Here is a 26,635-nt window from a genome sequence, read left to right as displayed (position 1 = left end):
CTTAGATTCACTACTTATTTTAACAATTTCCCACAATGTTTTCATTTTTATCCCACACTTTTTTCTTACGATAAAGTCAGTATCCACCACATACAGTCAAACATCTTGAACACATACATGTAAAAATCGATGAAAGAGAGTGATCTTAATGACACAACACAAAGATGAAAAACACACTTCTTATGAATTACAAAGAATTGAACAGCCGAAAAAACAGCAGAAGAAGCCAAGTGGCTGGCTGAAGCCATTTGTCAGCGGGATTGTAGGCGGTACGTTAGCGTTAGGTGTTTACGTTCTGACTCCATATGCTCAGCATTCAGAAAATCATTCAACTGATTCGTCAACGAAAACAGCCGCTGTATCGACAAATGATACAAGTACAAATTCGTCAAAAACAACAGCGTCACAAACATCCAATTCGACCAGCAGTATTTCCAATATGGTCGAAAACGTATCACCAGCCATCGTCGGCATTACAAACTATCAAACACAAAGTCAAACAACCACAGATTTTGGCGATATGAACACACCTTTTGATGGATCACAGCAAAATCAAAACAGCAGCAGTCAAGAGCAAGAAAGCGGTACCGGATCAGGGGTTATTTTCAAAAAATCGGGCAGTAAAGCCTATGTATTAACAAACAACCATGTGATTGAAGGAGCAAGTAAATTAACAGTCTCCTTGCATAATGGCAAGACGGTGGAAGGAAAAGTAGTCGGCTCTGATCCGCTGACTGATCTTGCTGTCGTGGAAATTAGTAGCAGTGGCGTTACAAAAGTCGCTGAACTTGGAGACTCCTCATCCCTTCGTGCAGGAGAAACCGTCATCGCAATCGGAAACCCGCTTGGTGAAGATTTATCAAGAACAGTGACGCAAGGAATTGTCAGCGGTGTCGATCGAACAGTGTCTATGGATACATCAGCTGGCGAAAGCAGTATTAATGTCATTCAAACAGATGCCGCCATTAACCCCGGCAACAGCGGCGGGCCGCTGTTAACAACAGACGGAAAGGTTGTGGGGATCACCAGTATGAAAATTTCTGAAACAGGTGTGGAAGGTATCGGGTTTGCGCTCCCAATCAATGATGTCAAACCAATTGCAGAGCAGCTTCTCACAAAAGGAAAAATCGAACGACCTTATATCGGTATCAGCATGCTGGATCTCGAACAAGTACCAGATGCTTATCAGAAGGAAACGCTTGGACTGACAAGCAGTCAGCTGGATAAAGGCGTGTACGTAAAAGAAATCGCTGCTGGCTCACCTGCTGCCAAAGCTGGATTAAAGACAGAGGATGTCATCACCGCCATCAATGGTAAAAAAGTGACAACCGGCAGTGAATTACGTCACGAGCTTTACACGAATGCAAAAGTAGGAGATACCGTCAGCATCACACTCGTTCGTAATGGAACAGAAGAAACAAAACAAGTGACATTAACACAATCTGAATCAAAGCAAGTCAGCTCTTAACGAAAAAAGCAGCTCATAAAAATTGAGCTGCTCAGCGTGTAGACAAACCCTCGCATTCTTTGTCAGTCCTGTGCGCTGGTACTCACGAATGTCAAATTCGCTCCGTGCCAGTGCTCGTCCTTTCTAGACTGCAAAGGTTTTCTATCACACTGAAAAGAAGACAAAGGGCTAAAATAAAGTTCATTTTAGCCCTTTGTCAACAATCTAAGCAGCTCATAAAAATTGAGCTGCTTTTTTCATGTTCACTTGATTGGGACTAATCTTTGTTCAATTTCTGATCGTTTGTGCTCTAAAAATGGTGGAAGTGCTAATTGATCACCAAGCTCATCTACGCTTTCATCCACTGTAAATCCCGGACCGTCTGTTGAGATTTCAAACAAAATGCCGTTTGGCTCTCTAAAATATAGGGCTTTAAAATAAAAACGTTCTACAACACCAGAGTTGGTGAAACCGGCTTTGGCTATTTTATCATGCCATTTTTCAAGCTCTTCTGCGTCCGCTACACGAAAAGCTACGTGATGAACACTACCTCTACCAGATCGCTCAACAGGTCCTTCTGCTTTTTCAATGACATGAATCTCTGTTCCAGCTCCGCCTTGTCCTGATTCAAAAATCGTCACGATTTCCCCATCATTTGATTGTTCACGTGCTTTTTCTGTGAAACCAAGGATGCTCGTTAACACACTGATCGTTTTATCTGCTTCTGCGACTGTTAATTCTACTGGCCCCAAACCTCTGATCGCAAAATCAGCAGGAATCTCATCATGCACTGGCGGCTTCGCTTCATCTTGCACGCTTGGTTCTACAGTCAAAAACAGCTGCTGTCCTTCTGGATCTGTAAATTTCAAGGCAGGTCTGCCACCTCTTAAAGAAGCTGTTTCTTTCTTTACACCTTTTTCTTCAAAGCGCTTTTCCCAAAAAGTGAGTGCCTCTTCTGAAGTGACAATCAGACCTGTGCGTGAGATCGCATTTGTTCCGTCCAGCCGGCGGGCGAGCATCGGTATTTCAAAAAACGTCAGCTCTGTACCAGGTGAGGCGACCTCATCTCCATAAAATAGATGATACATCGATGGATCATCTTGATTGACTGTTTTTTTCACCAGTTTTAAGCCAAGGATTTGGCGGTAGAAATCAACGTTTTTCTGAGCATTTGCTGTTAGTGCTGATACGTGGTGAATCCCATTTATTTTCATTGTGTTCACTCCTATTATAAAATATCTCGAATTCAAGATAATATCCTTATGAATAAAATAGGTCATTTTAGAAGAAAAGTCAACCATTCGGCTGCATCTTTATTGGATGTTCGGTTTTCGCCTATTAAATTAACATTACATCAAAAATATTCTTATATTGTTCGCTTTTAAGATAACATTCATCCTAATATCCCCAATAAACGAACACTTTTAAATACAAATACGAAAATCAGAAAATTTTTTTAATTCTTGTTTTCCTAAAATCGTATTACAATGAACAAAATACATGTCACAGTAACGTATGAAAGTGATGCAGGAGGTCGTGTGTAATGAACAAAGAACAACCAGCGTTAAAACAAGACATCGGCTTATTTTTTGCCCTATCTCTTGTCATCGGAACAATTATTGGATCTGGCGTTTTTATGAAGCCTGGCAACGTCCTTTCTTATTCAGGAAGCTCAGGCATCGCCTTATTCGCATGGCTGTTAGGCGGGATCTTAACCCTTGCAGGCGGACTCACAGTCGCTGAAATTGGTACACAAATCCCACGTACTGGCGGTTTATATGCCTATCTTGAAGAAGTATACGGTGAATTTTGGGGCTACTTATGTGGCTGGGTGCAAATTATTATTTACGGACCAGCGATTATTGGTGCTCTTGGTCTTTATTTTGGTTCATTATTAGCTAATTTATTTTCTCTTTCTTCTTTATGGGCTACAACCATTGGCATTATCACCGTTCTTTTTTTATGTGTGATCAACATCATGGGAACGAAATACGGTGGTTTTGTCCAAGGACTGACCACGATCGGAAAACTTGTTCCAATTGCAGCAATTATTGTGTTTGGCTTATGGAAAGGAAATGAACATATTTTCACAGCCGTCAATGAGAGTATCGCTCAGATGAACTTCGGTGCAGCAATTTTGGCAACATTATTCGCCTATGATGGCTGGATTTTGCTTGCAGCGCTTGGCGGTGAAATGAAAAATCCAGAGAAACTGCTTCCTCGCGCGATGGCAGGCGGTATTTTAATTGTCACAGCATGTTATCTCTTTATTAACATCGCCCTTTTGCATGTGTTACCAGCTGATCAAATCGTTCAACTAGGTGAAAATGCCACAAGCACAGCTGCTACAATGCTCTTTGGTCCCATTGGCGGTAAAATTATTAGTATCGGAATCATCATTAGTATCTTTGGCTGTTTGAATGGAAAGGTTCTTTCGTTCCCGCGTGTCATTTTTGCGATGGCAGAACGAAAACAAATTCCATTTGCCAAAGCCATTTCACGCATTCATCCTACTTTTCAAACACCTTGGATCGCTGTATTTGTACAGATTTTGATTGCCATTGTGTTTATGATCGTCAGTAATCCCGAGAAGCTGTCAGAGGTTTCGATTTTCATGATTTACATCTTTTATGTGATGGCCTTTTTCGCTGTCTTTAAGCTAAGAAAACAAAACAAGGGAATAAAGCGCGCTTATAGCGTACCACTTTACCCGCTCACACCGATCATTGCGATTATCGGCTCTTTCTTTGTCTTAATCAGCACCATGATCACCGATTGGCAAAGCTGCCTGATCTCCATGCTGATCGGCATTGCCGGACTGCCGATTTATTACTATATGAAAAAAACACAAAATAAAGCAGAGCGCTAAAATAGCCTCTGCTTTATTTTTTATATTGCTTAATGACCTTATAAGATTCGTTTAAATATCTCATCAGCCGGTATGGCTTACTTAAAACCCGGATGGGGAGTCTTGAAATAAATCCATTCAGATTCGCCTTATACTCCTGCGTCATCCGCTTCGGCTTTGTCGCAATTTTTTCATATACTTCTTTGTAAAATTCCTTTATGATGTCGACTTGCACACTGATTTTCTGATGACACTCTGTACACTCAACGCTTTTCATCTGATCATTCACATAAACGATGCTGTGGAGGGTCTCTTCTTGGCACCGAGTACAGTGTAGGTTTGCTTCCATTTCGGTTTTCTTCAAGATACACAGCTCCTTTCTCGTTTGATGTTGCTCTTTTTATACAATACGATGGCTGTCAGCTGTTTATTGGACAGATGCTTCCTTTAAAATAGCTGCCGCAGTCAATTCATCGGTGACGAGCACCTGAATAAAGCCGCCGTTTAAGGCCCCTAAAATACTTTCAGCCTTATGGGTTCCTTCCACAACTGCGATGACTTTTTTCACGTTCTTTAATTGTTCTAACGATAATCCAATCACCTTTTGGTTCAGCTCATCTTGGACTGGTTTCCCTTCCCCGTCAAAGAAACGAAAACCAATATCACCAACAGCTCCTGATTGCCTTAAACCAGACAAATCTTCTTCTTTTAAATAACCGACTGTTTTTAATGTAGAGCCTTTATGCGGATTCCCAATACCGATGAGGGCAATATCAACATTTCTGCCTTCTTCAAGCACAGCTTCTATGTCCTGCATCGCCATCAGCCGCTCTTTTAATTCTTCTGTTTCTAAGATCGCAGGTGCATATAAATAGGAGCACGTACCATTCATTTTCTTTGCCAGCTCATACGCCAGCTGATTCGCGTGAATGTCGACCGCCTGCCTGCCCATTCCACCCTCTAAAGGAATGACTTTGACATCGTTTCTTCGTTCAAATGGATATTCCTTCACTAGCTCGGCAAGTGTGGTCCCCCATGAAATACCGATTTTCTCAGCGCCTTTCATGTTTTTAGAAAGATAATAGGCGCCCGCTTGACCGACTGCCCGTTTGACCATCTCAGACATTGTCCCGACACTTGGAACAACGACAGCATCCGTTAATTGAAAGGTCGTTTCCAGCTGTTTTTCAAGTTCCACTGTATGAATACTTTCGTCTTTAATGTACACTTCAACGATTCCCACATCTTTTGCTTTTTGTAAGAGCTTTGAAATGACTGGTCTTGAGACATTGAGTTTTTTTGCAATCTCCTGCTGCGTCCACCCGTCTGTATAATAAAGATGAGCAACCTTGACGAGCTGTCGTCTTTCTTCCCAATTCAGCATGTGACATCATCCTTTTAATATACTATGATTACCAGTATACCAAACATTCGTTTCTAATTGGAACAATTGTTATGAAAATGACAAAAAGAGCGATCAACTCTCCGCTCTTTTTCCCTCGCTATATTTAGGCTGATACGTTCTCCCGCCGTCTAATAAGAGTATCTGTCCGTGCAAATAGCTTCCCTCGTCACTTGCGAGAAATAAAGTGACTCCAGCAATATCTTCTGGTTTTCCTAATCTCCCGATAGGAATAAGTGATCGAAGCTGACTTTTCTCAAGCTCAGTCGGATAGAGCGTATCAAGCATCTGAGATTCAATGACGCGTGGTGCAATGACATTGATGCGGACATGATGGGAACCCAATTCCTTTACAAGCGAACGCATGAGACCAAATGCCCCGGCTTTTGACGCGTAATACTGGATGCCGCCGCCAGAGCCTGTTATCGCAGATCCTGATCCAATAATGACGACGCTGCCTTCTTTCCGCTCACATAGATAGGGTGCTAATGCTTTGATGCAATAGAAAAGACCATATAGATTCACAGCCAGTGTTTTTTTCCAAAGTGAAAAATCAACTTCTAAAAAAGGAAGGGATTTCGTCATTCCTGCTGAATAGACAAGATGCCCAATGCCACCCAGCTCCCTTTCAGCTGCTGACGTCATCTGCTGAACACTTTCCCACGATGAAACATCAGCTTGGAACGTCAGCAGATGAGGATGCTGTTGTTTTAAAAGCGAAAGTCCCTGTTCATCTATATCTGACACAGCTACACGATGCCCTTCTTTTAAAAAACGCTGAGCAATTTCTTTGCCGATCCCTTGGGCACCACCTACGATGAGAACTGGTTTTTGTTGATTAGCCAGCGCTCTCACCCCCATCAAGCATAATCGCTGCTCCATCTGTAAATGCACCGTACGATGTACTTAAGAAAACAGTCATATGAGCCACCGTCTCCTTGATTTGCTCTTTGTCAGGAAGCAAATGGAGAGGCGGCGGAAGTAGAGCCAATACCCGAATGCCTTTGTCTTTAAATTCGCGCGCTAATCCTTTTGTCATGGCATTCAACATACTATTTGATGTAGCATGTGAGATCCCGCCATCACCTGTTATGCTGCCTGATGAGGAAATATTAATGATGCAACCCTTCTTCTGATCCACCATATGCCACACTGCGGCTTGACTGGAAAGAAAGACTGTATTTACGGACCTTTCCACTTCATCGACCCATATCTCAGGACTTACGTCATCAATCTCCCCATCTGCTGTTTGCTCGGCTTGATTGACTAAAATATCAAGTTTGCCGCATGTATCGATGACTTGTCTTAGCATCAGCGTGGCATCACGCGGTGTCTCAAGCGGATTGATGACAACAGTCGATTGGCCGCCTAATTTTTCAATGTCTTTGCTAATCGACTTTGCTTTTGATTCATCACGAAAAGCGTGTATGAAAACATGTGCACCTGCCCGGGCCAAAGCCAGGCAGATGGCTTCTCCAAATCCATCTGTGCTATCTGTCACAAGTGCCACTTTCTGATGAAGCTGGACGTGCACACGGATCTCCTCCCTATCCCTTGTTTGGCATTTATTTTCTCAGCTTACTCACAATATCAAGAGCTGCTTCATAAAAGCCTTCTGAGATGGTAGGATGCGGGTGAATCATTTTGGCCATCTCTTCAGCTGTTCCTTCTAAATACATAAATGAGGAAGCCTCTGATATCATCTCCGTTACATGCGGACCAACCATTGTAGCGCCAATGACTTCACCATAAACGGTATCGTACACAAGTTTAATAAAACCTGTTTGAACACCTGCTGCCAACGCTTTTCCGCTTGCAGCTAAATCAAATCGCTCTGCCCGCACGTTCAGCCCTTTCGCTTTCGCCTCTTTCTCAGTCAGCCCAACACTCGCTACCTCTGGCAATGTATAAATACATCTAGGAACGATGTCGTGATTCATTCTTTCAGGCTCGCCGCATATATTGCTAACTGCAACGGCTGCCTCTGCCATCGCCGCATGAGCGAGCTGATAGCCGCCGGCTACATCGCCAATTGCATATACACCTTCAGCACTTGTCTTCATCTCGTCGTTTACTTTAATAAAAGGGCCATCCAGCTGAAGATCCAGCTGACTGACAGCAGATACATTTGGTCTTCTTCCGACACAAACTAACAGTCTTTCAGCCGTAAAGATGTGCGTCTCTCCTTTATCGTCTGTCGCATGAATCGCTTTGACTCCTTCGCTTTCTGTTACCTCTGTCACCGTCGTTTTCTTTGCGATATGGATGCCTTTTTTCTTCAATTCTTTTTCTAGTAATTTCGACGCTTCTTCATCTTCCTGCGGAATAATCGACGGAGCGGCTTCTATAATGGTGACTTTTGATTGGAGACTCTGGAAGATGCATGCCAGCTCAAGACCAATTACACCCCCGCCAATGATGACGACAGATGCAGGAATATCTGGGATGTCAAAGATCGTATCACTTGTGTCAAATTGAATCTCTTTGAGCCCTGGAATAGGCGGAATAGCAGGTGATGAGCCAGTGGCAATGATCAGCTCTTTTGTTTCAATCGTTTCTGACCCATCTTGTTTTTCAATGTCAATGCGATTTTTTGTCACAGCTGTGCCTCTGCCGTTATATACATCAATCTTTCCTTGCTTTAATAAAAAGGCGATTCCGCCCCTGAGTTTTTCGATGACATCATCTTTACGTTTTCTCATTTTATCGAAGGAAAGAACCATCTCACCTGTTTCGATTCCCCAGCTTTTTGCTTTCTCAATGGATTCAATGACTTCTGCATGTTTGAGCAGTGTCTTTGAAGGGATACAGCCTCGATTTAAACAAGTCCCCCCTAGAAAATCCTCTTCAATCAATGCAACTTTGTGTCCACGTTCAGCGGCTTGAAGGGCGGCAGTGTATCCGCCAGGCCCTCCGCCAATGACTGTCAGATCATACGTTTTTGTCATCCGATTCATCTCCTACATTAGCAATTCAAATGGTTGTTCAAGCACTTTTTTAAGGTCTGTTAAAAAGGCTGCTGCTGGTGCACCATCTACCACTCGATGATCAAATGATAAACTGACGCCCATCATTGGCCGCACCTGAATTTCTCCATCGATCACTACAGGTTTTTCTTGAATGCGTCCAACACCTAAAATCGCCACTTCCGGCTGATTAATAATTGGGGTAAACGTGTCAATGGCATACATCCCTAAGTTACTAATGGTAAATGTAGACCCCTTCAACTGGTCTGGCAGCAGCTTTTGATCGCGTGCATTTCGACCAATTTCTTTTGCTTCTTTTGTGAGCTGTTTCAGCCCTTTTTGATTTGCATGAGAGATGACCGGAACCATTAGGCCGTCTTTCACAGCAACCGCAAGACCAATGTGCACATCCTCATGGAAATGGAGCTCATTTTGTTCAAACGTCATATTGATTTGCGGATGGCGCGTGAGGACACTGCTGACCGCATGGATGATGATTTCTGTAAACGACAATCTGTAGCCTGTCTCTTTTTCAATCGCTGGGAGCAGCTGTTTGCGCACTTCTTTTGCTTTTGTCATATCAATTTCACTTGTTAATGTGACGTGCGGCGCTGTAAAGGCACTTTGTGACATGCGATCTGCGATCACTTTTCTCATCCCGGCTAGTTTTTGTGTTCTTACTGGAGCAGCTTCTGCCTTTTGTGCGCCTGCTGCTGTCACATCACTCTTCATGATTTTTCCGTGGACGCCAGAACCAGCAACATTCGCTAAGTCGATCCCTTCACGAGCAGCCACTTTTCCTGCAAGTGGTGATACGCGCTGGCCTTCCTCGTTCGTATGAAGTGCCGCTTCGACATCCCGTTTTTGAATTCTGCCTTTTGGTCCTGTACCAGATACTTCTTGAATGGCTACTTGGTGATCTTTTGCCGTTTTTCTCGCTGCAGGTGTTGCGCGTACTTTCTCACCCACCGTTGGTTCAACTTCAGTCGAAACAGATGGTTCAGATGGTGATGACGTTCCGCTGTCTTCAGAAGATGCTTCATCTGACTGCGCTGGCGGCTCGCTCGGTACCTGCTCATTTGCCTCTCCGATATATCCAATGACAGCATTGACTGGAATCTGATCATCTGCTTCGTAATATTTCTTTAGAAAAACGCCATCATCATAGGCTTCAACCTCGATATTGATTTTGTCTGTCATAATCTCAAATAGAGGCTCACCGATTTCAACCGAATCTCCTTCTTCTTTAAACCATTGAAGCAAGGTACCGATCTCCATCGTACTGCTTAGCTTCGGCATAAATATCTCTTTTGGCATGATCTTCTCCCCCTTTACTTAAGAGCGCACGAGCTCTTTTGCTGCTTCAATAATATCTGGCACTTGTGGAATGACTGCTTTTTCCAGCGTTGGGTTGTACGGTATTGGAACGGCAAGACCGCCAAGTCGTTTAATAGGTGCATCTAAATAGTCGAAGGCTTCACTTTCCGCTATCATACTCGCAATCTCTCCGCCGTAGCCGCCTCGTTTCACTGCCTCATGCACAACGATACATTTGCCTGTTTTTTTCACAGATTCAATAATGGTTTCTTCATCTAATGGGACGAGCGTTCTCGGATCAATGATCTCGACATCGATTCCTTCCGCTTCTAGTTCCTTCGCTGCTTCGAGCGCTTTGTGCACCATAATGGCTGTTGCGACAATTGTGACGTCCTTTCCGCTTCTCTTCACATCCGCTTTCCCTAAAGGAATCGAGTACTGCTCTTCTGGTACTTCACCAATTGTTTTATATAAAAGCTTGTGTTCATAGAAAATGACAGGGTTGTCATCATCCATTGCTGCTTTTAAAAGTCCTTTTGCATCATAAGCTGTTGAAGGCTGAACCACCTTTAGTCCAGGAATATGAGCCATCCACGCTTCTAAGCTTTGGGAGTGCTGCGCTGCGGCACCTGTCCCGGAACCTGCTGGTGTTCTGACAACAAGCGGCACTTTCCCTTTTCCGCCAAACATGTAACGTGTTTTCGCTGCTTGGTTTACAAGCTGATCCATTGCAATTGTAATAAAGTCAGAGAATTGTAGTTCTAAAATCGGACGCATCCCTGTCAAAGCCGCTCCGACTGCGCCTCCTGCGATGGCAGCCTCTGAAATCGGCGTATTGCGGACGCGTTCTGGACCGAATTCCTCGATCATCCCGCGCGTGACACCAAATGCGCCACCGTATACGCCGATATCTTCACCTAAAATGAAGACATCTTGATTTTTTCTCATTTCCTGACTCATTGCTTCTCGAACGGCTTCTAAATATGAAATCTCTCTCACTGTCGTGTTTGTCACGTGATTCCCCTCCTAATTAGGCGTATACATCCTCTAATAGTGTGTCAATTGATGGTTCTTTACTATTTTTCGCAAATTCAACAGATGCCTCGATCTCTTGCTTCGCTTCTTCTTGTAAACGAGCAGCCTGTTCTTCTGTCAGAACATCTAGCTCCATTAAGAGTGACTTAAAGCGTTTAATTCCGTCTTTTTGTCTCCATTCTGTCTCTTCTTCACGTGTACGGTATTTTTTCGCATCACTCTTTGAGTGACCCTTCCAGCGATACGTTTTCATTTCAATGAGTGATGGCCCTTCTCCAGCTCTTGCACGGCTTACCGCTTCATCTACTGTATTCATGATTTCAACCATGTCATTTCCATCAACTGTTTTCCCTGGCATTCCGTAGCTTTTGGCTCTTGTTGAGATGTCTTCAATGTTGATCATTTCTTTCACAGGACCAGACATGCCGTATTGGTTGTTTTCACAAATAAACACAACAGGTAAATCCCAAATGGAAGCAAGATTCAGCGCTTCATGGAAGCTGCCTTCATTTGTAGCGCCGTCTCCGAAGAAACAAAGGACCACAAAGCCTTCCTTTTTCATCTTGGACGTGAGCGCCGCACCAGTTGCAAGCGGAATACCGCCGCCAACAATTCCATTTGCCCCAAGGTTTCCTTTTTCTAAGTCGGCAATATGCATGGAACCGCCTTTTCCTTTGCAGTAACCTGTTTCACGTCCGAATAGTTCAGCCATCATTTTATTGACCTCTGCACCTTTTGCAATACAGTGACCATGTCCGCGGTGTGTACTGACAATCTTATCTTCATCCTTTAACACAGCAATAGACCCAACAGCCGATGCTTCCTGTCCAACACATAAATGGGTCGTTCCATGGATTAATCCTTTAGCAAAGAATTGATCGACCTTTTCATCAAAATATCTTACTAACCACATTTGTTTATATAAATCTGCTAATTTCTCATGACTAATCTGTTCAGGCAAAGTGATTTGTTTTTGCATTTCTTCTCTCCCCTTTACATTTGTTCTTATGTGTTACATTTGTAATTATCATACGTTTAACTCTCATTGAAGTCAAGTATTTCCGTTTATTTTTTAAGCGTTTTCATCTTTTTTCAGAAAAAAAGAGAAAGGCAAAGCCCTTTTCCAAAGACCTTCTCTTTCTCTCCATCTCGTACATTCTCATTCATCTGGATACATCATGATTTTGACGCTTTCTCCTTCTGGATGCCTAGCGCATTCTATCGCCTGACGAAGCTGACTTAATGGATATCGATGCGTCACCATTTTTTCTGTATGAACGACCTTTGCTTTTAAGAGCTCTAGCGCTTCACGATAATGGTATGGATGCGACGAATAAGCTCCGACTACTTTCACTTCATCATGGAAAAAACGTTCTGCTGGAATGGAGACATCCCCTTTCGGAAAGTGAGCAAAGACCAAAATCGTTCCGCCTCTTGCAACAGCTTGAAATGCTTCTTTTAAAAGCGCACTGCTCCCCACAGAAATAATGACAAGATCCGCTCCCTTTCCATCTGTTTCTTTCATGACGCGGTTTTCTACTGGCTCAGATGCTGGATGAAAAGCGACGTCCGCCCCAAGATTTCTTGCTTGACGGAGCCTGTTCTCATTTACGTCTGTGATCAACACTTTTCCAGCCAAATAATATTTGGCAAGCTGTAATTGAATGCAGCCAATTTGTCCCGCTCCAAGAATCAAGACCGAATCTCCAGGATGAACGGGCGCCCTTTCAAAGCCGTGAAGACAGCAGGCAACCGGTTCGACCATCGCTCCTTGTTCATATGAGACGTCATGTGGGAGTTTGCCCATTGTATGCTTCACATGTAAAGCAGGAACACGAATATATTCCGAAAAACCGCCCGGCTCTACATTTGTGGCTGCAAATTGCGGGCACATTGTATAAAATCCTCTTTGACAAAAGTCACAAGTGAAACAAGGGACATGATGCGCTACATACACCCTGTCTCCCGTTTGAACATGTGTGACGTGACGGCCTGTTTCGATAATGTCACCAGCGATTTCATGCCCTAGCACTGTGCCAGGAGGTACCGTCTCATGTGTCGCTTTATAAATATCCGTCCCACATAACCCGCAGGCACGCATTTTTAATAATACTTCATCATCACCAATGGCTGGCCGCTTCCGCTCCTCGTAACGAATGTCCTCTGAAGAATAAAAGACAGCTGATTTCATTTAGCCGCATCCTCCTTTTCATCACATGTCGCAAGACTCTGCAAGGATTGAACGAGCTGCTTGTACTCACTCATCTCACTTGAAATCCAGTAGCGTCCTCCAAATATTCGCGCAGGTCCCACTCTGACATATACTTTCCCGATATGAGGATATGGTTTTAAAAACAATTTTCCTTTAATATCGGACACGGCATATGTGTGCCACCTGCCAAAAGCACCTATTTTCAGCTCATCTTCACTAATCATGATATTCGTTGGCTGATTCAGGCCAGTGATGCTAGAAAGCATAAGGATAGGCAGCGTATAGACACCTAACACAGCTAATGGCTCAGGTCCTGCCGACATCAACGTATAAAGAGACCAGAGAAAAAACACACATATTAACAAGGCCGGAAGGAAAATAGAAAACATGGCAGACGTTCGGCTATAAGCATGCTGCTGCATGAGAGCTCCTCCTTTCAAATGACATGGAAGGAGCTTTCGCAGCTCCTCCACGCAATCATCGTTCACTTAATATGATCGATAATTTTTTCAATATCTTCTTCAATGCCAAATCCCGTTAAAAAAGATAACGTTTGAATCACAGGCGTTCCTTTTGTATCACTAACAGGCGTTGTCGTCACAATTAAATCAGCACCCTCCGCTTTCTGCGGAACCTCAGATGCCTTACACTGTTCAACGATGACATCGTATCCTTTTTCCTTTAATGTCTCTTCTACCTTTTTTGCCACAACCGTTGACGTAGCAACTGCCGTTCCGCAAGATACTAATATTTTTTTTGCCATGAGAATCCCTCCAGCTCGTTTATTGATCTTTCTGATCTAAGCCCATTTCTTTTGCATACTGCTTTTTAATATCATTTCGCACCCAGTACCAAAGAAGCGCATATGCCAGTGCACAGACAATCGCTGCAATGAAGTAAGGATTGCTCGGATCAAGAAGTCTCACCATGATCCAAGGAATGACGTGTGAACCAAGATCGATACCAGAGATCATATTTGCCCCTTCTGGGAAATCGAAACCAACTGCTTTCCCCATTGTTGTGGCGAGTGGTGCAAGGTTCGTTGCAATGAAGAAAACAATCATTAAAGTAAAAATACTGTTAATGAGGCCGCGAATAATATTTCCACGAGCGGCTGCTACTGCCCATACCACTGTAAATGGCAGAACCGATAAGTCTGCAAACGGCAGCATACCATTGTAAGGAAGGACAACAGCGAGCAAAATGGTGATTGGCACCATCAAAAGGGCTACAGCCATATTCGCTGGATGACCAATGACAATCGCTGTATCCAAACCAATATAGACATTTTTTCCAGGGAAACGCTTTTGAATATAAGAACGAGCACCCTCAGAGATTGGAATAAGTCCTTCCATTAATAAAGCAACCATTCTTGGCATTAACACAAGCACTGCAGCCATTTGAATTCCAAGGGTCATGACACCTTTTGCATCATAGCCACCAAGAAGACCAATAATGATACCAAGTATAAGACCCATCACAAGCGGTTCACCAAAGATGCCAAAACGTTTTTTCAAAGTTTCTGGATCCGCATGAATTTTGTTTAAACCAGGGATTTTATCAATCACTCGGTTTGACGCATACATCAGCGGAGCGAAGTTGACCGTTTCAGCATGAGCCATCGATACGCCTTTTAATCCGAAATGGTGTTCGATCGTCGGTGCCGTCCAATCGGCTAGTTTTAGTGTAATCGCAGAAACGATTAAACCAACGGCAAGGGCTAAGAACATATTATGATAAGCGTAGTAAGTAACAGAAGCAGCGAAAATCAAATGCCAGAAATTCCAAATATCCACATTCAATGTTTTCGTAAAGTTAACAGACAGCAAAATGACATTTAACAAGAGCACAAGAGGAATCATCAAAGGGGCAACAGGTGTACCAAATGAAATGGCGGCTCCAATCGGCCAGCCGACATCTAAAATATCAAGCTTTAATCCAAGAGAATTGACCATGGCTTTGGCTGCTGGTCCAAGACCGCTTACAAGTAAATTAATGACAAGATTGACCCCGACAAATCCAATTCCGATGGTAATACCTGCACGGAAGGATTTTTTAAATCCTTGCCTTAAAATCATACCGAATAACGTCATAATAATTGGGAGCATAATTGTTGGCCCTAAGTCTAAGATGAAATCGACGGCTTGCTTGATCATACATCCACCTCCTGATTTTAGATAAAGCGCTTACATTATGTCGTGAATAACTATTGGTTTAATTCTTTTTGAAGTACATCAACAGCTTCTTCATACGATGTCATCTGAGATAAACTTGTCATTACTTCTTCTTTTCTGAAAAGCGTCATCAGTTTCTCTAACATCACGAGCTGCTTACTAGGTTCAGAGATTGCCAGAACGAACACAATTTTGGCTTGAACTGTCTCATGAGGGCTTCCCATCTTATGAAAAATAACAGGTTCCTTTAATGTCGCTACACTGATCGCCGGTTTGTTTACATGTTCAGGATCTGTATGGGGAATGGCCACCCCAAAGGTCGCAAGAGGAAGACCGGTCGGATATGTTTTTTCTCTTTCAAGCACTGCTGGTAAAAAGCTCGATTTAATATATCCTCCAGTTTCTAACCTTTCTGCTAAATAGGCAGTCACCTCCTCACTTGAAGATGCTTCGTATTGCAGCTCAATCAGTTGTTGATCTAACTCAAACAAGCTGTTCAAACAACCACCCCTTTCATTTGGTATAAATATGAACACATGTAACAAAAAGAATGAACATTTTAAAATAGAACCTTTTGTAAAGCGCTTACAAATAGATGTTTTATAAAATGTTCAATACCGTTACCTTTGTAAAGATATTATAATATTCGAAATTATAAGTCAATGTTCCTAGGAAAATTTTTATAAAAAAAGATGCAGCTTTTTGCCGCATCTCTTTCATTACATCACATCAACTTCTTGTTAAATATGGCTTCCTATATCTAAAAACTCAGCTACAAAAAGGTTGTCTGTCTGCTCTGTCATTTCTTTTTTTGTGCCGATTTTTTCGATTCTGCCCTCATTCATCACCACAACACGATCAGCGATATCAAACGCTTCTTCTTGATCATGCGTCACAAAGATGGTCGTCATTTGAAATTCTTGATGAACTTTTTTCAGCCAATGTCTTAAGTCTTTTCTCACCTTTGAATCTAGTGCACCAAAAGGTTCATCTAAGAGAAGAGCTTTCGGTTTAACGGCTAGAGCACGTGCAAGTGCTACACGCTGCTTTTGTCCACCTGACAGCTGCTCTGGATAACGGTGTGCATACTGCGTTAATTGAACGACTTTCAGCAGCTCATGCACCCGCTCTTTGATGTCTTTTTTAGGCAGCCTTTCACCTCTAGGTTTCATCTTCAATCCAAAAGCCACATTATCAAATACCGTCATATTTCGAAAAAGCGCATATTGCTGAAAGACAAAACCAATTTGCCGTTTTCGCACTGGAATGTGAGTATAATCTTGTTCTCCAAATAAGATCTGCCCTGTATTCGCATCATCAAGCCCTGCAATAATTCTTAATAAAGTCGTCTTACCTGATCCAGATGGTCCTAGTAAGGATATTAATTCCCCATTTCCGATCGTCAAATCCACGTTTTGCAAAACCTTCGTCTGCCCAAATTGCTTTGATATTTGTTTCGCTGTAATCCCCAAGGCTGATCCCTCCATTTATTTTGAACGCTTGCCAAGCCTGTGATCTCTCTGCTGAATGATCTGCTTGATGATTAATGTAATGACCGCTACAAACGCCATGAGAGAGGCCACAGCAAAAGCCGCTTGGAATTGATACTCGTTGTATAGAATTTCTATATGAAGCGGCATCGTATTCGTCATTCCGCGTATATGACCAGATACAACCGACACTGCACCAAATTCACCAATTGCCCTAGCCCCTGCTAAAATGGCGCCGTAAAAAAGGGCCCATTTTATATTTGGAAGTGTCACAAGGAAAAAGGTCTGCCACCCACTGGCACCAAGCGTAAGTGATGCTTCTTCCTCATGAATGCCTTCATTTTGCATAAACGGAATTAACTCTCTCGCAACAAAAGGAAATGTCACAAAGATGGTCGCAAGAATCATCCCTGGTACAGAGTAAATCACTTTCCATCCATTTGCTAAAAGCGACGGTCCTAAAAGTCCATTTGAACCAAATAAAAGTACAAATACAAGTCCTGCAATGACAGGTGACACCGCAAACGGAAGATCAATGACAGTCGTTAACAAACGTTTTCCCGGGAAATGAAATTTTGTGATGAGCCAAGCAGCACTGACCCCAAATATCATTTGAAGCGGCAATGTGATCATCACAATGAAAACAGTCAATTTAATTGCCGCAAGCGTGTCTGGATGTGAGATGGCAAGAAGATAAGAACTCCATCCTTTCTCAAAAGCCTTTGAAAATACAGCAATCAACGGCATGAGTAAAAACAAAATCAAAAAAGCATACACCACACTAATTAACATACGCTTCACCGCTTTTGATTCCGTCACAGGACTCCTGTACTTGATGCGGTGCTCTTTAAGAAGCTCCCTTTCCAATCATCTCACCTCACTTCCACTTGTTTTTTCCGCTCGACAAACCACTGCAATCCGTGAATCAATAACAAAATGACAAATGATAAGAGCAGCATGAAACAGGCAATAGCTGCGGCACCTGGATAATCATACTGCTCAAGCTTAGACATGATCATCAGTGGTGTAATCTCTGTTTTAAACGGAATATTTCCCGCTATAAACACAACGGAGCCATATTCACCGAGTGCTCTTGCAAATGCAAGAGAAAATCCAGTCATCACCGCTGGAAACAAGGCAGGCAGCAGTACATGAAAAAAGGTCTGTTTTCTTGTAGCACCAAGTATAGCTGCGGCCTCTTCCACTTCCTGCTCAAGCCCCTCAATGACCGGTTGAACCGTTCTTATGACAAATGGAATGCCAATAAAAATCAGTGCCAAAATAATCCCGAGCGGGGTGTAAGCCACCTTCACATGCAAAAATTGCCCAATCCACCCATTCGGAGAATAAAGAGTCGTCAAAGCGATGCCAGCCACTGCCGTTGGAAGAGCAAACGGCAAATCGATGAGGGCATCCAGGATGTTCTTTCCTGGAAACGAGTACCGCGTGAGAACCCATGCGATCAGTACACCGAAACCTGCATTGATGAGTGCAGCTGCAAAAGAAGTCGTAACCGTAAGCTGCAGCGACTTTAGCACCCGTGCATCACTAAAGACATTCCAAATTCCTTCTGCTCCTAATGAAGCCGTCCAAATAAATACCATAGATAAAGGAATCACGACAATCGCACTGACATAAACAAGTGTCACTCCGAGACTCAGCCCGAATCCAGGCAATACACGTTTTCTTTTATTGGCGGCAGCATAGCCTTTCTTCATCACGTCGCCCCCCTATTTTTGTCCGCTATATATTTGATCAAATAATCCGCCATCATCAAAAAATCTTTTCTGCGCCTTTCGCCATCCGCCAAATGCCTGATCAATGGTCACCATATCAATCTCTTTAAATTGATCTTTATATTTGTTTAGCACTTCTTGATTTCTTGGTCGATAATAGTTTTTAGCCGCAATTTCCTGTCCTTTTTTAGAATACAAATAATCTAAATAAGCCTTTGCCACTTTCTCTGTTCCTTTTCGTTTCACATTTTGGTCGACAACGGCAACGGGCGTCTCTGCTAAAATACTAATAGAGGGACTGACAATCTCAAATTTGTCTTTGCCTAATTCATGCAGTGTTAAATAGGCTTCATTTTCCCAAGCAATTAACACGTCACCAAGACCGCGCTCGACAAAAGTTGTTGTGGCGCCACGAGCACCTGAATCGAGCACCTCAACATGTTCATATAACTTTTTCACAAAATCCTTCGTTTTTTCTTCATCCCCATGAAAGGTTTTATCGGCATATGCCCATGCGGCTAAATAATTCCATCTTGCACCGCCTGACGTTTTTGGATTTGGTGTGATGATAGATACACCTGGCTGAATCAGGTCGTCCCAGTCTTTAATCTTTTTTGGGTTCCCTTTCTTCACAAGAAACACAATAGTAGACGTATAAGGTGTGGACTGATTCGGAAATTCTTTTTGCCAATCCTTTGAAAGTAGCCCTCGATCTGCAATGGCATCAATGTCGTACCCAAGAGCAAGTGTAGCCACGTCTGCTTCGAGTCCATCAATAATCGATCTCCCCTGCTTACCTGACCCTCCATGAGACTGCTGGATTGTCACATCTTCACCGGTTTTGTCTTTCCAATAAGTCTGAAAGGCTTGATTGTATTCCTGATACAATTCACGGGTAGGATCGTATGACACATTCAAAAGCTCAACCTTTCCCTTTTGATTTGAGGCTTCATTCGCATTTGAGCATGCAGCACTTGTGATGATGAAAAGTGTGATCGCAATAGACATCCATATCCATTTTTTCACGTTATCCGCTCCCTTTCACATTGAATAGTGACACCAACCTTGCCGTTTTCAGTTCTATACGCAAAAAAGGCCCTCAGCGATTGAAGTACAAAAAAGTCCTGTACGTCAATGCCAAGAGCCTTCGGTTGTCCGATCAGCTATGTATGATTGATGTTAGTCTATATATTATTCAAACTATTCACAGGTGTCAACTGTGTTTTTATTTTAATGAAAAAAAGAAACGCCTTCTTGATGAGGCGCTTCTTTTCCCGGGAAATGCTATTGATCTGCAGCTACCTTTAGATTGACACCAACAGCAGTTCCATTTCTCGTTGAATCAGCTACTCCAGTAAATGTCCCTGCTTTTCGATCAATCAGTAAAGCTTGCACATTCCCTATATCAATAGGTGAACTGCCAAACTGGTGACCCATATCATTTAACTTTGTTCTTACATCTAGAGGGACACCTACTTCATAACGATACGAAGTTAAGCTGTTTGTGTAGATTCTTGGCTCTTCTACCGCATCCTGAAGCTCCATGTCATATTCAAGTAAATTGAGAATCGTCTGTGAAACAGAAGCAATGATCGTCGTTCCACCAGGAGATCCAACAGTCATGACAGGCTCTCCATCTTTAAAAATGATCGTCGGGGTCATACTTGATAATGGACGTTTATTTGGCTGGACTTCATTTGCACCGCCAGGTCGTGCATCAAAATCAGTTAGTTCATTATTTAAGAAAAATCCATACTCTGGAACAAGAATCCCTGTACCAAATAATTGTTCAATGGTAGTGGTGAATGACACAACATTTCCCCACTGATCTGCAACAGTAAAATGGGTCGTCTCACCAATGGTTTTATCTTCTGGCTGAGGAACAATTGGGGATGGATTTTTTTCATCCTCATATGCCCAAGGATCTCCTTCTTTCGGGCTGCGATTCATTTGATCTAATTGAATGAGAGAGGCTCTTTCTGAAATGTAATCATCGTCTAATAGTCCTTTTAGTGGAACATCTACGAATTCGGGGTCGCCGGCATATGCGGCTCTGTCAGCATAGGAGAGGTGCATCGTTTCAGCAAGAAGCTGATATTTTTCGAATGATTTGGGGTCATACTGAGACAGGTTAAAATGGTCAAGTATTTTGAGAATTTGTAGCATAAACACCCCGCCTGAGCTTGGTGGTGGCATGCTTGCAAGCTGATATCCTTTATAGTCTCCCCAGATTGGCTTGTCAGTCTTGACTTCATAACGTTTGATATCTTTTGAAGTCATCGTCCCGCCAAAATCTTGAACTGTATTTGCAAGTGCCTTTGCTACTTTTCCTTCATAAAACGCTTTGCTTCCTTTTTTCGCAATAAGTTTAAATGTTTTTGCAAGACCTGGCTGGACAAGCAGATCTCCTTCTTCGAGCGGCTGATCATTTGGAAGAAAAATTGGCGCTGCGGCCGTTTTTTTCAATTTTGCTTGATGATCATCAATCGCTTTTGCCAAGACAGAATCAATTTCAAAACCATCTTCTGCAAGTTGAATGGAGGGCTCAATCAATTCCTTCATAGAACGAGTACCCCACTTATCTAATGCAGCTTCAAGACCTTTTACAGTCCCTGGAACACCTACCGCATTTCCATGTGTAGATCGCTCAGCAAACGGAATCACTTTTCCATCATCTGTTAAAAACATGTCAGGTGTTGCGCCCTGTGGTGCTCGCTCTCTGCTATTGATGATGGATGTTTCCTTTGTCTTCCCATCATAAACCATCATAAATCCGCCGCCGCCAATTCCAGACATCATTGGCTCTGTTACGTTAAGTGCGTACTGAATGGCAACAGCAGCATCCACTGCGTTCCCACCTTTTTTCAATACGTCAGCACCAATCTCCGATGCAAGCGGATGTGCAGTAGCCACCATCCCATCTTTGCCAACAGCTACTTTATTCCCATGAGTTTCGTTTGCAGTGACTTGGCTGACCGGCAGAAAAAACGAGAAAACAAACAGACATATGGACAAAACAGTTAGAGAAATGCGTTTCATGAACAACACCCCTTCCATATTCTTACTTTGACCTTACCGACTTCTTGACCAGAATACAATAGATTATTCTAAAATTTCAAAATTTTTCATTCTATCATCCTATATCTGCCAAACAAAACACATGTTTTCAAAACATATGACATGCACATCTTGTAGTAATAAAGACATACGTTTTTCAAGTAGGAAACTTCACGATATAATAAACTCATAACAAAGGGGGAAAAAGGATGAACCACAAAAGCACTTTATTTTGGGAATCTTATTGGGAAGAAAAATCAGGAAAAACTCCTGATCACGCCTCTGTTTCTGCTTGGGCATTTGGCGCAAATCCAGATCACTTGCTTGACCTTGTACAACAAGGAAAAAAAACAGCCACTTGTTCTGGATACCTTTTTTACGAAAAAGAACAAGAGCCGCTTCCAAAACCCGGTCATTATGCGGTCATTTTGGACAGCCGGGAGGAACCAAAAGCCATCATAGAGATCACGCAAGTAGATATCATGCCAATGAATGAGGTTCCTGAATCATTTGCAAAAGCAGAAGGTGAAGGCGATCTTTCATATGACTATTGGTACAAAGAACATGAAGAATTTTTCACAGAAGCACTTAAACCGTACGGATTAACATTTAAGGAAGATATGCTTCTTGTTTGTGAGCGATTTAAGCTTGTTTATTCAGCTTCTTAACTTTTAAGCGGTGCCAAAAATGGTCCGCTTTTTTGCTTTCTTTTCCCCTTTCTGAAAAAGGTGAGTTGAGATCACATCTTTAGGTCAGAATAAGATCAAATAGAAAAAGTGAAGAAATTTTCGACTACACCTGTTTTTTTTCGACAAAAGAATATATAATTATTTGATGTGTGCATTGTCTCATTTATACAATGGAGGGTTTTTACATGTTAAAAAGGAAAAAAGACAAGTTTTCCGTCTTGTTAACGGAAATTGCTAAAAATTTAGATGAAACTGCTGAGTATTTTGTTAGCTATAAAGTAACAAATCAAACCACTCTGAAAGAATTTTCTGACACATTGAAGGAATATGAGACAAAAGGTGATAATCATGTTCATACCATGATTAAAGAGCTGAATAAAGCCTTTATTACACCGATTGAACGTGAAGACATTCTTCAATTGACGAATAGCCTCGACGATGTTTTAGACGGCATTGAGCATTTTTCTGCAACATTAGAAATTTATTCAATTACAAGCTCTGACGAACATATCGACAAATTCAGCCACTACATCAGAGAATGTGCGAAAGAAATTTTAATAACTATTGAATTACTGGCTGAAAATCGCTTAAAAGATATTCATCCGCACGCAATCAAAATTAAAGAGATTGAGCATAATTGTGACAATCTTCACCGCAAATCACTAAAGAACTTGTTTGGAAAAGAAACAGATCCAATTAAGGTCATTCAATACAAAGAAATTTACGAAACACTTGAAGAAATCGCAGATTCCTGTCAAAGTGTTGCCAACAATCTAGAAACAATCATTATGAAGAATGCGTAACGGGGTTAGTTAAACATGGATACATTACTCATCCTTACCATACTTATTGTCATTTGTGCACTTGCTTTTGATTTCATTAACGGATTCCACGATACAGCAAATGCCATTGCCACTTCAGTTTCAACAAAAGCGTTAAAGCCTAGACATGCTATTATTATGGCAGCGTTCATGAACTTCTTAGGAGCAATGACATTTACAGGTGTGGCAAAGTCCATTACAAAAGACATCGCAGATCCTTTTACACTTCAAAACGGATCTGTCGTCATTTTGGCTGCTTTAATTGCAGCCATTACTTGGAACTTGCTTACTTGGTATTACGGGATTCCGAGTAGTTCTTCACACGCACTGATCGGGTCAATTGCAGGAGCTGTTATTGCCTCTGCTGGTTTTGGCGCTTTAAACTATTCGGGATTCATTAAAATCATTCAAGCACTATTGCTTTCACCTATCCTGGCTTTTGTTTTGGGATATATCGTGTATACCATTATCAAAATTATATTCCGAAACAACAATCTCGCAAAAACAAATAAACAATTCCGACGTGTTCAAATTTTAACGGCTGCACTGCAATCGTATACCCACGGAACAAACGATGCGCAAAAAGCGATGGGAATTATTACGATGGCTTTAATTGCAGGTAATTTGCATACAACAGATGACATTCCTTTCTGGGTACAATTCTCTTGTGCGCTTGCAATGGGACTAGGTACGTCTATTGGCGGCTGGAAGATTATTAAAACAGTCGGCGGTAAAATCATGAAGATTCGTCCAGTAAACGGAGTATCTGCAGACTTAACAGGTGCAGCTATTATCTTCGGTGCAACATTTATTCACTTACCGGTTAGTACCACTCACGTGATCTCATCTTCTATTCTAGGTGTAGGTTCTGCACATAGAGTAAAAGGAGTCAACTGGGGTACGGCAAAACGTATGCTTGTCACTTGGGTGATCACATTACCGATTTCGGGAACTCTAGGGGCACTTATATACTTTGTGTTAAATGCGATTCTCTAATATCAAAGACCTGTCTAACAGGTCTTTTTTTAATTGTTTGCATACTCAAATGCTCTTTTCCTGCAAGCCATTTTTTCATGAAGCAGGGTTTCCAATCATATCCATAGAAATAAATAAGTATCCATCTGTCTATGGGAGAGAAGAACATGCTATTATTTTTTCAATTGACTGTTTGGTTATTGCTAGGTGCTCTTGCTGTATATGTATTTGCGGTATGGCGCTTTGAACAAAAAGTAAAAGAAAAGATGTTTGCGATTCGTAAAACGTGGTATTGGATTTATGTAGCGGGTGCTGTTGTGTACTGGACAAATGACCCTTCTTCAATCTTCACCGATTGGATGCACTACCTGATTATTGCTGTTTTTTTCGCATTAACTGATGCCTTTATTTTCCTCAGCTCCTATATAAAAAAACTCGGAAATCATGAACTTGAAACCGACACCCATCAACTCCTAGAACAAAATAACGACCTGCTTCATTCTTACCTCAATAAACTAAAAACGTACCAATACCTATTGAAAAACGAACCGATCCATGTATATTATGGAAGTATAGAAGCTTATATAGAGGGAATTGAACGACTGATCTATTCTTTTGCAGAAAAAATGAATATTCAAGCCGCTCTTTGTCCTTATGATACGCAGGAGCAAAAAGATGACTTGCTGCGGACACTTGACCAGAGAGCGCTCATTCAAGCAAAGCTTGACAGGCAGGAAGTGTATTACGATGATTTCGGCAAACTGGTTCTCATCCCGTTTTCAGTAGCGGATGCACACTTTGTGATTAAGCTGACCTCTGAGGATATTGTCACTGAATTCGACTATTTATTAATGACTTCACTTACAACGATTTATGACCTAATCTTGCCTGACGAAGAGGAAGGTGATGAAGATGGAACACGCACTTCAAGGGGATAATAACAATCGCAAGAAAAACCCATTTAAGATTTTAAAGAAAAAGCGCCATATTAGTATGGCTGATTACAAAGTAAGTCCCCATACGGAGCGTATTTTCAAAAAGAATGAACAGCTCCTAGATGAGTATAAAAATAAAAAAGCTTGATTACACTAAAGGACGCGGAACTTCATCCGCGTCCTACTTCCGTTTTCACATCTACTTGCATACAATAAAACCAACTGCTGCAACGATTGAGGTGCCAATATGAAAAAGAAACTTAAACAATTGAGGTATGTTCAGTTTGCTGAATTTAAGCCATCCCCTTATGTCTGCCGATTACACGAAAAAAGTGTAGCCGTCATTCAAGCGGCCAAAAAGAAAGACTCACTGATTTAATAGTTGAAGCAACTTTACTTTTGTTTTAGGACCGTATACTCCATCACTTGTTAGACCATTCATCAGTTGAAATCGCGCGACGGCATTGGCTGTTTTTTCCCCATAAACGCCATCAATGCCCTTATCTACAGCTGTTTTGTCAGGATAAAAATACACAGCAGCAAGCGCTTTTTGGACGAGACGTACATGCTCCCCCTTTGTCAGAGGTGATGTCACCTTTAACACCCCATCCGGCAGTTCATAACTGAGCTTTTCTTCTGCATGATAAATTTTGAGAACTTGTCCAACTCGAATCATGTTCGGGTCACTAATCTGATTCCATGTCTGTAAATCACTCACTGTGACACCATGGGCTTTAGCAATACTCGTTAGCGTATCCCCGCTTTTCACCACATATGTGATCACCGTTTCCGGATCACCTGCAGTCTCAATTCCTCTTTTAAATTCATCCCATGTAGCTAGCAGCAGACGTGGACATGTTTTTCCTGACCAATGCTGATGCGTCACCACATTTGCTAATGGAATGCCATGTTCTTTTAAAAGCTTTTGAATAAGCCACTGGGCATGTTTGACAGCTTGTTGAAAGTTTCCATCCTCATTTTCACAAATTTCAATGCCAATCGATTTTCGGTTGCCATCTCCATGCCCATCCCCAGCATGCCACCCATTTTCATTTAAAGGGAGATGCTGAAAAATTTCCTTGTCATCCACTGTGAAGTGCCAGCTTACCTCTGTTGTTGAGCGTTTGACATATGCCGCATGACTTTTTGCGTCAGCTCCCTTAGATGTATTGGCTGTGTTATGCACAGTTACATAAAGCGGCATCATAGCATATCCTGGCCGATTTCCGTTTCCAACTGGAATAAAATCTTGATAAATTTGTACCATGTTTTGCACTCCTTTTTGTTAAATTGATGTTTGATCTTGTTCATCAATCGGTGGCAAACGTAAGACAAATTTGTTTGTTTTCGTCATAAGACTATGGTAAAATTTGAATTCAATCGCCGTTTTATCTTTGTAAAAATAGAACAAAAAAACAGGAAAAACTTCCAATTTTCTTTGATTTTATGTTAAAATTGTTAAAAATAAGCCGATATAAAAAGTAAGCGATAGCTTTATTAGCCATTTAGTCCTATATGGACTTTTCTTTTA

The 26,635-nt window shown here is 42.0% G+C and carries 28 protein-coding genes; 8 read left to right on the top strand and 20 right to left on the bottom strand.

All coding sequences use genetic code 11. The annotated features are described in order from the left end of the window. The first annotated feature begins 148 nt into the window (after positions 1-148). The gene (locus tag LCD32_RS05880; RefSeq protein ID WP_224563154.1) at positions 149-1,468 is read left to right on the top strand and encodes a S1C family serine protease; all 1,320 of its coding nucleotides are present in this window, start codon (positions 149-151) and stop codon (positions 1,466-1,468) included. A gap of 242 nt (positions 1,469-1,710) precedes the next feature. On the opposite strand, the gene LCD32_RS05875 is transcribed toward LCD32_RS05880, so the two are convergent. Next, positions 1,711-2,661: a ring-cleaving dioxygenase gene (locus tag LCD32_RS05875; protein ID WP_224563151.1), complete on the bottom strand. Its 951-nt coding sequence runs from the start codon at positions 2,659-2,661 to the stop codon at positions 1,711-1,713. Between the two features lie 329 nt (positions 2,662-2,990). Here LCD32_RS05875 and LCD32_RS05870 point away from each other — a divergent pair, with 329 nt between their 5' ends. Then, positions 2,991-4,316, top strand: a complete 1,326-nt coding sequence (locus LCD32_RS05870; protein WP_035700447.1) for an APC family permease — start codon at positions 2,991-2,993, stop codon at positions 4,314-4,316. Between the two features lie 13 nt (positions 4,317-4,329). On the opposite strand, the gene LCD32_RS05865 is transcribed toward LCD32_RS05870, so the two are convergent. The 18 genes from LCD32_RS05865 to ggt form a co-directional block, all read right to left on the bottom strand. After that, positions 4,330-4,659 carry a hypothetical protein gene (locus LCD32_RS05865; protein WP_017359142.1) on the bottom strand — a complete coding sequence of 110 codons (330 nt, stop codon included), beginning with the start codon at positions 4,657-4,659 and terminating at the stop codon, positions 4,330-4,332. A 63-nt stretch (positions 4,660-4,722) separates the two neighbouring features. Next, on the bottom strand, positions 4,723-5,679 hold the full coding sequence (locus LCD32_RS05860) for a sugar-binding transcriptional regulator (protein ID WP_017359143.1): 957 nt from the start codon (positions 5,677-5,679) through the stop codon (positions 4,723-4,725). Between the two features lie 93 nt (positions 5,680-5,772). Continuing rightward, positions 5,773-6,558, bottom strand: coding sequence for an SDR family oxidoreductase (locus tag LCD32_RS05855; protein ID WP_318010841.1), 786 nt, complete (start codon positions 6,556-6,558; stop codon positions 5,773-5,775). Beyond that, entirely contained in the window at positions 6,536-7,231 is a 696-nt protein-coding gene (locus LCD32_RS05850) for an SDR family NAD(P)-dependent oxidoreductase (protein ID WP_224563145.1), read from the bottom strand. The genes LCD32_RS05855 and LCD32_RS05850 overlap by 23 nt, the downstream gene beginning before the upstream one ends. Before the next feature lie 31 nt (positions 7,232-7,262). Beyond that, on the bottom strand, positions 7,263-8,645 hold the full coding sequence (gene lpdA, locus LCD32_RS05845) for a dihydrolipoyl dehydrogenase (protein WP_008346251.1): 1,383 nt from the start codon (positions 8,643-8,645) through the stop codon (positions 7,263-7,265). 12 nt (positions 8,646-8,657) lie between these two features. Next, the gene (locus LCD32_RS05840; RefSeq protein ID WP_035392333.1) at positions 8,658-9,980 is read right to left on the bottom strand and encodes a dihydrolipoamide acetyltransferase family protein; all 1,323 of its coding nucleotides are present in this window, start codon (positions 9,978-9,980) and stop codon (positions 8,658-8,660) included. Positions 9,981-9,998: 18 nt separating this feature from the next. After that, complete coding sequence (locus LCD32_RS05835) at positions 9,999-10,979, bottom strand: alpha-ketoacid dehydrogenase subunit beta (RefSeq protein WP_026050078.1); 981 nt, start codon at positions 10,977-10,979, stop codon at positions 9,999-10,001. Between the two features lie 31 nt (positions 10,980-11,010). Then, complete coding sequence (gene pdhA, locus LCD32_RS05830; protein WP_041092295.1) at positions 11,011-11,994, bottom strand: pyruvate dehydrogenase (acetyl-transferring) E1 component subunit alpha; 984 nt, start codon at positions 11,992-11,994, stop codon at positions 11,011-11,013. A 180-nt stretch (positions 11,995-12,174) separates the two neighbouring features. Next, a complete protein-coding gene (locus LCD32_RS05825) occupies positions 12,175-13,206 on the bottom strand; it encodes an alcohol dehydrogenase catalytic domain-containing protein (protein ID WP_041092293.1) in 1,032 nt (343 codons plus the stop codon). Beyond that, the gene (locus LCD32_RS05820) at positions 13,203-13,649 is read right to left on the bottom strand and encodes a hypothetical protein (protein WP_008346260.1); all 447 of its coding nucleotides are present in this window, start codon (positions 13,647-13,649) and stop codon (positions 13,203-13,205) included. Before LCD32_RS05820 ends, LCD32_RS05825 begins: the two co-directional genes overlap by 4 nt. A 62-nt stretch (positions 13,650-13,711) precedes the next feature. Then, positions 13,712-13,990: a PTS sugar transporter subunit IIB gene (locus LCD32_RS05815; RefSeq protein WP_008346262.1), complete on the bottom strand. Its 279-nt coding sequence runs from the start codon at positions 13,988-13,990 to the stop codon at positions 13,712-13,714. Between the two features lie 19 nt (positions 13,991-14,009). Further along, positions 14,010-15,383: a PTS galactitol transporter subunit IIC gene (locus LCD32_RS05810; protein ID WP_007498866.1), complete on the bottom strand. Its 1,374-nt coding sequence runs from the start codon at positions 15,381-15,383 to the stop codon at positions 14,010-14,012. Between the two features lie 50 nt (positions 15,384-15,433). Then, positions 15,434-15,901 carry a PTS sugar transporter subunit IIA gene (locus LCD32_RS05805; protein WP_017359150.1) on the bottom strand — a complete coding sequence of 156 codons (468 nt, stop codon included), beginning with the start codon at positions 15,899-15,901 and terminating at the stop codon, positions 15,434-15,436. Positions 15,902-16,141: 240 nt separating this feature from the next. Continuing rightward, positions 16,142-16,873, bottom strand: a complete 732-nt coding sequence (locus tag LCD32_RS05800) for a sulfate/molybdate ABC transporter ATP-binding protein (protein ID WP_051632389.1) — start codon at positions 16,871-16,873, stop codon at positions 16,142-16,144. A 15-nt stretch (positions 16,874-16,888) separates the two neighbouring features. Continuing rightward, on the bottom strand, positions 16,889-17,758 hold the full coding sequence (gene cysW / locus LCD32_RS05795) for a sulfate ABC transporter permease subunit CysW (RefSeq protein WP_035700432.1): 870 nt from the start codon (positions 17,756-17,758) through the stop codon (positions 16,889-16,891). 5 nt (positions 17,759-17,763) lie between these two features. After that, on the bottom strand, positions 17,764-18,609 hold the full coding sequence (gene cysT, locus LCD32_RS05790) for a sulfate ABC transporter permease subunit CysT (protein ID WP_035700429.1): 846 nt from the start codon (positions 18,607-18,609) through the stop codon (positions 17,764-17,766). A gap of 12 nt (positions 18,610-18,621) precedes the next feature. Next, positions 18,622-19,635: a sulfate ABC transporter substrate-binding protein gene (locus LCD32_RS05785; RefSeq protein WP_082181676.1), complete on the bottom strand. Its 1,014-nt coding sequence runs from the start codon at positions 19,633-19,635 to the stop codon at positions 18,622-18,624. Positions 19,636-19,911: 276 nt separating this feature from the next. After that, entirely contained in the window at positions 19,912-21,666 is a 1,755-nt protein-coding gene (ggt, locus tag LCD32_RS05780; protein WP_008346275.1) for a gamma-glutamyltransferase, read from the bottom strand. A gap of 227 nt (positions 21,667-21,893) precedes the next feature. Between ggt and LCD32_RS05775 the strand changes: the two genes are divergently transcribed. The 6 genes from LCD32_RS05775 to LCD32_RS19235 all read left to right on the top strand — a co-directional run bounded on the left by LCD32_RS05775 (position 21,894) and on the right by LCD32_RS19235 (position 25,483). Next, positions 21,894-22,352 carry an ASCH domain-containing protein gene (locus LCD32_RS05775; RefSeq protein WP_008346278.1) on the top strand — a complete coding sequence of 153 codons (459 nt, stop codon included), beginning with the start codon at positions 21,894-21,896 and terminating at the stop codon, positions 22,350-22,352. 206 nt (positions 22,353-22,558) lie between these two features. Continuing rightward, the gene (locus LCD32_RS05770) at positions 22,559-23,176 is read left to right on the top strand and encodes a DUF47 domain-containing protein (RefSeq protein ID WP_008346281.1); all 618 of its coding nucleotides are present in this window, start codon (positions 22,559-22,561) and stop codon (positions 23,174-23,176) included. Between the two features lie 15 nt (positions 23,177-23,191). Next, positions 23,192-24,190 carry an inorganic phosphate transporter gene (locus tag LCD32_RS05765; RefSeq protein ID WP_017359158.1) on the top strand — a complete coding sequence of 333 codons (999 nt, stop codon included), beginning with the start codon at positions 23,192-23,194 and terminating at the stop codon, positions 24,188-24,190. Positions 24,191-24,336: 146 nt separating this feature from the next. After that, positions 24,337-25,107 (top strand): type II toxin-antitoxin system SpoIISA family toxin, encoded by a 771-nt coding sequence (locus tag LCD32_RS05760; RefSeq protein WP_060780984.1) that lies wholly within the window; start codon positions 24,337-24,339, stop codon positions 25,105-25,107. After that, entirely contained in the window at positions 25,076-25,252 is a 177-nt protein-coding gene (locus LCD32_RS05755; protein ID WP_008346289.1) for a type II toxin-antitoxin system SpoIISB family antitoxin, read from the top strand. The genes LCD32_RS05760 and LCD32_RS05755 overlap by 32 nt, the downstream gene beginning before the upstream one ends. Before the next feature lie 99 nt (positions 25,253-25,351). After that, a complete protein-coding gene (locus LCD32_RS19235) occupies positions 25,352-25,483 on the top strand; it encodes a hypothetical protein (RefSeq protein ID WP_256734188.1) in 132 nt (43 codons plus the stop codon). On the opposite strand, the gene LCD32_RS05750 is transcribed toward LCD32_RS19235, so the two are convergent. Further along, positions 25,472-26,371, bottom strand: coding sequence for an N-acetylmuramoyl-L-alanine amidase (locus tag LCD32_RS05750; RefSeq protein ID WP_060780983.1), 900 nt, complete (start codon positions 26,369-26,371; stop codon positions 25,472-25,474). The two genes, LCD32_RS19235 and LCD32_RS05750, sit on opposite strands and share 12 nt — an antisense overlap. Positions 26,372-26,635: the final 264 nt, after the last annotated feature.

It is taken from the genome of Bacillus sp. RSS_NA_20 (assembly GCF_020165915.1).
Classification (GTDB): Bacteria; Bacillota; Bacilli; order Bacillales; family Bacillaceae; genus Bacillus; species Bacillus altitudinis.
The sequence above is the reverse complement of the archived record's forward strand: the minus strand, read 5'-3'. Positions and strand labels throughout refer to the sequence as shown.